Below are 6,541 nucleotides of genomic sequence, written 5' to 3'. Positions count from 1 at the left end.
TTGGTTATTTTTATATCTTTAAACACCGTCCTCTTTAAAAATATAATTTCACTCTCGATTTACCAAAAACTCCTTAATGCACGTCACTTTCAAAGTAGTTTTGACTGCCATCTTATGGATTTTTTATCCCTATATCCTTTTAAATGAATAGCATCACCTATCCACACCACCACCTAAAAACAGTATGACAACTCATCAATACTACAATGCCAATAAAAAGATCCATCTTTATCAAAATGATTACATAAATAATGCTTTCATTAAATTTCTCATAATTTCCTGAAAACAAACTGCTTCTCTTATAAAGAAATTACTAGACACTTCTTCATGCATAAAAAGAAAGTCTCTCCTCATTATTATTATACAAAAATTTATCAACAAATTCTATCATAATATCAATACGTTCAGTACTAAATACTAACATAACACCGCACAAACTTCTCCCCCCCTCATTGAGAAAAGTCATTTCCCCAATTCTACCTTTTTCGTATATCTTCTATATTTATTATAGTACCAAAGCAAAAAGGGAAAGATGAGATTCTATCTTTCCCTTTTAATACTTATAAAACCACAACTACAATTTAATGGAATCCCGTTGATTGCTAGAGAGTGTTACAGATTACTCTGCTGCCTCCACCATAGGAATGACTGAAACATAGGAACGATCACCCGCTTTGCGTTGAAAAGAAACCTTTCCATTTGATAATGCAAAAAGCGTATGGTCTTTTCCAATGCCGACATTGTTGCCAGGATGCCAACGTGTACCACGCTGGCGAATAATAATATTTCCAGCAATAACGGTCTCACCACCAAATTTTTTAACGCCCAGACGTTTCGATTCTGAATCGCGACCATTACGCGAGGAACCACCAGCTTTTTTATGTGCCATAGACGCTCTCCTTTAATCTTTCTTACTCTTTGATGCTACAGACGCTTTCTTCTGCGACGCAGTCTTTTTTTCAGCCGTTTTTTTAGCCGTCTTCTCAACAGAAGCAGCATCTTTTGTTTCTTTTGGTGCTGTTGCCTCTTCTTTTATCGGCTTTGCAGCTGCTTTTTTAGGTTTTGAACCACCCATTAAAATTTCTAAAACACGAAGCTTCGTAAATTCTTGACGATGACCACGCGTGCGTTTAGAATTTTGACGACGGCGCTTCTTAAATGCGATAACCTTGCGCCCACGTGCCTGTTCTACAATCTCAGCTGTCACCAATGCATCAGCAACGACAGGGGTACCAATAACCGCATTACCTTCTTGCCCAACCATCAATATGTCATTGAATTCAACAACATCACCCGCATTTCCACTAACTTTTTCAACTTTCACCACTTGATTAGCAACAATGCGGTATTGCTTACCACCAGTTTTAATGACTGCGAACATTTTTTATCCTTCCGTTCACTCCAGCTCTTATTTAATTTCTGCCTTGAAATAAGGGAAAATAGGCTGCTTTTTATCAGTCGTAATAGATTTTAAAGAAGGATAAAACCTTCTTCAACACAAATACGCGCAGATTTCTCCACGCTCATGTTCCGTATATATGAAGGAATTTCTATTCTCTGTCAATAAAGTCCCATAAAAAAGAAAAAAAGGTTGTACCAAAAACAATTGAAGGTTATCTACCCCTTATATACTCAAATAGTGCCAATTTTTATTTCACTTTATTATGGAGAGATGGCTGAGTGGTTGAAAGCACCGCACTCGAAATGCGGCATAGGGGCAACTCTATCGGGGGTTCAAATCCCTCTCTCTCCGCCAAAGTTTATAAAGCGATATTATTAAAATGTCTTTAATCGTAGCTTGCCGGTGAATTCTGTATGTTTTTACCTAGTGTAGTTTATCAGCAGGTTTTGTACCAATCCATTTTTCAAAAGGTCTTCAAGACTTTTCAAAGCTCTTTATCGTTTGTGCGAATAAATTCTCATTTTTACAATTTTTTCACTTTTTTGTTTTATTTTACATAAATATAGTTCAGATAATAAGAGAACGCATAGTAAAATTGAAGAATTATCTCATATTTTTCTCTCATTCTACTTTTGCTTAGTTAGTACAAAACCTACTGTAAAATTATATTTATTTTGCACGTCTTGCTTGAATATGTGCTAGCAACCCTAATGTTGAACTATCACGATTATCCGCTTTACTTTCGCCACGAAGAATTGGTAGTAACTCGTTTGCTAATTCTTTACCAAGTTCAACACCCCATTGATCAAATGAATTAATATTCATTAAAATCCCTTCAACAAAAGTACGATGTTCATAAAGCGCAATAAGACGACCGAGTGCAAAAGGTGTTAATAAATCTTGAACTAGCGTAATGCTGGGACGGTTTCCTTTAAAACTCCTATGAAGTGCTAAATGATCTGCTTCACCCTCATCAACTCCATTTTTTATCAAGATATGCCGAGCATCTTCAATACTACGCCCCTTCATCAATGCTTTTGATTGTGCTAAACCGTTTGCTAGCAACATCTCATACATAGAATGTAAATTTTGCTCATGCCCTTTTATAAATAAAATAAATTCTACAGGAATAATATCTGTTCCTTGATGCAGAAGCTGAAAAAAAGCATGTTGACTATTTGTTCCTGAATCCCCCCAAACAATCGGACCACTTGAAAAACTTAATGGTTTTCCATCCAGCGAGACTTGCTTACCATTTGATTCCATATCAAGCTGTTGTAAATAAGCTGGAAAATGTATTAAACGCTGTGCATAAGGAATGATAGAACGTGATGAATAACCACAAATAACACGATGCCAGAATCCTAAAAGAGCAAAACGAATAGGAATATTTTTATGCAAAGGCATTGTTTTAAAATGTTGGTCCATTTGCAATGCACCATTGAGAAATTGGCGAAAATTTCCACCACCTATTGCAAACATAACAACAAGTCCAATGGCTGACCAAATTGAATAACGTCCTCCAACCCAATTCCAAAATTTAAAAACTCTTGTGGAATCTATGCCAAATTCTGCTACTTTATCAAGCGCACTTGAAACAGCAACAAAATGCGTACAAACGGCTTCTTCTCCTAAATGTGAACAAATCCACTGACGTGCAACTTGAGCATTTACCATTGTTTCAGCCGTTGTAAAAGTTTTAGAAGCAATGACAAACAGCGTTGTTGCTGGATTCAAAATAGAGAGAGTATCAGAAATATGAGCACTGTCAGCATTCGAAACAAAATGACACTGTGGACCATCATGATAAGGTTTTAAAGCATATGTGACCATTGCAGGACCAAGATCAGAACCTCCAATACCAATATTGACAATATCACTTATTCTCTCGCCACTGTTTCCCTTATAGCTGCCATCACGCACCTTTTCAGAAAATCTTTCCATATCTTCAAGGACGTCTTGAATATCGCGAATAAGATTATGACCATCCAACATGAAAATTTCATCAGCAGGTAAACGTAACGCAATATGAAGAACTGAGCGTTTTTCAGTTGTATTAATAGCCTTACCAGAAAACATTGCGTCACGCCGGCCTAACACATCTGCTGCGACAGCTAAATCATCTAGAAGTTGCAATGTTTTAAATGTCACACCACATTTTGAAAAATCGAAAAGAAGATCATCGAGTCTGAGGGAAAAATGGGAAAAACGCTGTTCATCTTCTACAAAATGTCGACGAATATCATAGACCCCATCCTTTGCTGCATGGTTTCTTAAAGCTTTTAATGTGGCCTCAAAAGCCTTTTCATTTCGAATCGAAAAGCTATCTCCCATAAGCTTATCCTATACGGTTATTGATAATGAAATCTATGCCCAAACCATAACAAAGCAGAAAGCGTCTCCTTTATTGCTCGCTATTTTCACTGCTCACATGAAAATGAAGGAATATACAAAATAAAAGGATAAGATCCGAAAATGATATTTTTACAAGAATAAACTTTCAAATCTTTTCTATCAGATACATCATTTAACTTGATTGAGTTCTTTTATTAAGCGTAAATCTTCCTCTGCTTTCGGTCTTATAAACCGCCCTAAAAAAAGATAAACAACCGGTGTGACATACAGCGTAAAAATAGTTGCTAAACCTAAGCCACCAACGATAACCCAACCTAAAGCTATACGAGCTTCTGCGCCAGCACCTTTGGCTAAAACCAAAGGAATACCTCCTAAAATGGCACAAATCATTGTCATACAAACTGGACGAAGTCGAATATTTGCTGCTTCTTCTACGGCTTCACGCACGCTTCTTCCCTGATCTCGTAATTGATCCGCAAATTCAACAATGAGAATACCATTTTTTGCCATAACGCCAATTAACAAAATTAGTCCAATTTGGCTGTAAATATTAAGACTCACACCACTTAATAGCATAGCAATTACAGCACAACCAATCCCTAATGGGACCGTAGCCATGATAATGAATCCTGAAATAAAACTTTCAAACTGAGCAGCCAAAATCAATAAAATAATCAAAAAAGCAATGCCAAAAACAATCATAAAATTGGAAGATGTTTCATTAAGCGTTTCAGCTTCTCCTAAGGGAACCACGTAGATTCCTTTTGATAACAAAGGAGAAGCAATTTTCTGTACAGTTTGATAAGCTTCCCCTAAAGCGATACCTGGAGCAAGATTTGCGCTTAAAATAACAGCGCTCATGCGTTTTTCCCGTTTTAATTGGGGAGCGATAGCTTTTTCATGTAAATGCGCAATAACCGATAAAGGAACATATCGATTGTCTTTAGTCTTTAAGAAAATATTTTCTAAATCACTAGGACTCTTCATAGAATTTTTACGCGATATCAATTTAACATCGTAAGAATGATCATCCACGTTAATGGAACCAATCTTTTTACCATCCAACATTGCTTGTAATGTATCGCCCAAATTGGTGATATCAATCCCTAAATCGGAGGCTTTTTTTCGATTGATTTCAATAAAAAATTGCGGTTGTGTTGCATCAACAGTAAGACGTGGTCGAATAAAACGCGGATCATCTTGTAAAGCACTCACCAGCTTATCAGCAATGGGTTGTAGTGTTGCATAATCGTTGCCAAGAATTGCAAATTGTAATCCTTGCCCAGTTCCTCTCACACCTAGAGAATTTCCCTCCGCAGCAAACACAAAAACTGCGGGAAACTGTCTAACCTTTGCATTAACATCTTTCACAATTTCTTGCTGACTACGTAAACGTTCATCCCAAGATGAAAGCAATAAAAGCAAAAAAGCAGTATTGGGTGAACCACCAATACCCGCAATAGAGTAACTGTTAGCAATCTCCCCTGCATCACGTAATGGCTGTAGACTTGCTTCAATTTGCTCTACCTGTTCGTTCAAATATTGTGTTGAAATACCTTGTGGTCCATTAATAACCAAAAAGATAAAAGCTCTGTCTTCTGCTGGCGTTAATTCCTGTTTCAGCTTCATATAGCCTCCAACACAAAGACCCCCAAAAATAAGTGAAGCAAAAACAACAGCCCAAGGTTTTTCTAAACACTTATGCAAACTGTAAGTATATGCCTTATGAAAAAAAGTACCTAATTTATATAAAAAAGTAAAATAATGATGGGACTTTTCCTCTTTCTCCTCAACATGTTCTTTGAGAAAACGTGAAGCCAACATGGGACAAAGCGTTAAAGCAACAATTGAAGAAAGCAAAATAGAAATTGCCAAGACAAAACCGAATTCTCTAAAAAGCCCTCCAACTTGCCCAGGAAGAAAGGAAATAGGAACAAATACAGCCACTAAAGTCAATGTTGTTGCGACAACAGCAAAAAAAACTTCACGTGTTCCTAACACCGCTGCAGCTCTGGAACCTAACCCCATATTGCGCCATCGAACAATATTTTCCAGAACAACAATGGCATCATCCACAACAAGCCCTGTTGCTAAAACAAGTCCTAAAAATGTGAGAATATTCAATGAAAATCCCACAAGATAAATAGCTGCAATGGTACCAATCAAGGCAACAGGAAGAGATAAAGCAGGTATCAGTGTTACACGAATGTCTCTGAGAAAAAGAAAAATGACTAAAATAACGCTCAAAATAGCAATGACCAACGCAACCTCAACCTCATGAAGAGCACTTTTAATAAAAATTGCATCGTCATTAATAACGTCTATATGTACAGAAGAAGGAACAATACTTTTGAGATTATCAACAACGACTCTTACACCTTCAGAAATATTAAGCGTGTTGGATTGTGCTTTCCGCACGATACCTAATCCAATACCTGTCTTTCCATTGATACGAAGAATAACTGTTTCTATATCCGGCGATAAAGTAACATGCGCAACATCACCAAGATGCACATGAGGCTTTAAAACAACTTGTTCAAAAGATTCTGGTGTTGTTAGACGTGCAGTGGCACGGACAACTAAAGTTTGCTTAGAATTGCGTAATGATCCTACTGGCACATCCGTTGTCATATCAGCAAGAACACGTGAAATATCTGCTACAGTTAATCCATAACTTGCAAGTTTTGCTTGATCTATATCAATCTGAAAAATCTTTGTGCGAGCACTATCAACCTGTACATCACCAACACCATCAACAGCAGAAATTGCATCAACAATCTGATC

Annotated in this window: 4 protein-coding genes and 1 tRNA gene; 1 reads left to right on the top strand and 4 read right to left on the bottom strand. The window is 37.0% G+C overall.

Going from position 1 to position 6,541, the window contains the following annotated elements:
• Window positions 1-619: 619 nt before the first annotated feature.
• Complete coding sequence (rpmA, locus tag ACFIKE_RS06860) at window positions 620-889, bottom strand: 50S ribosomal protein L27 (protein WP_273787451.1); 270 nt, start codon at window positions 887-889, stop codon at window positions 620-622.
• Between the two features lie 12 nt (window positions 890-901).
• Entirely contained in the window at window positions 902-1,381 is a 480-nt protein-coding gene (gene rplU, locus ACFIKE_RS06855; RefSeq protein WP_012754557.1) for a 50S ribosomal protein L21, read from the bottom strand.
• A 285-nt stretch (window positions 1,382-1,666) separates the two neighbouring features.
• Between rplU and ACFIKE_RS06850 the strand changes: the two genes are divergently transcribed.
• A tRNA-Ser gene (locus ACFIKE_RS06850) sits at window positions 1,667-1,756 on the top strand.
• 315 nt (window positions 1,757-2,071) lie between these two features.
• On the opposite strand, the gene pgi is transcribed toward ACFIKE_RS06850, so the two are convergent.
• Both pgi and ACFIKE_RS06840 read right to left on the bottom strand, forming a co-directional pair.
• A complete protein-coding gene (gene pgi / locus ACFIKE_RS06845) occupies window positions 2,072-3,736 on the bottom strand; it encodes a glucose-6-phosphate isomerase (protein WP_375648823.1) in 1,665 nt (554 codons plus the stop codon).
• A 189-nt stretch (window positions 3,737-3,925) separates the two neighbouring features.
• Window positions 3,926-6,541, bottom strand: a 2,616-nt coding sequence (locus ACFIKE_RS06840) for an efflux RND transporter permease subunit (RefSeq protein WP_375648821.1), incomplete at its 5' end; no start/stop codon positions are given.

This window comes from Bartonella sp. MU70NMGDW, from assembly GCF_042194085.1.
In the GTDB taxonomy this organism is placed as follows: Bacteria; Pseudomonadota; Alphaproteobacteria; order Rhizobiales; family Rhizobiaceae; genus Bartonella; species Bartonella grahamii.
The sequence above is the reverse complement of the archived record's forward strand: the minus strand, read 5'-3'. Positions and strand labels throughout refer to the sequence as shown.

What these genes read in the sequence shown, in the direction of transcription:
- rplU (WP_012754557.1), bottom strand. Translation starts at nt 1,381, where the DNA reads ATGTTCGCAGTCATTAAAACTGGTGGTAAGCAATACCGCATTGTTGCT.
- rpmA (WP_273787451.1), bottom strand. Translation starts at nt 889, where the DNA reads ATGGCACATAAAAAAGCTGGTGGTTCCTCGCGTAATGGTCGCGATTCA.
- pgi (WP_375648823.1), bottom strand. Translation starts at nt 3,736, where the DNA reads ATGGGAGATAGCTTTTCGATTCGAAATGAAAAGGCTTTTGAGGCCACA.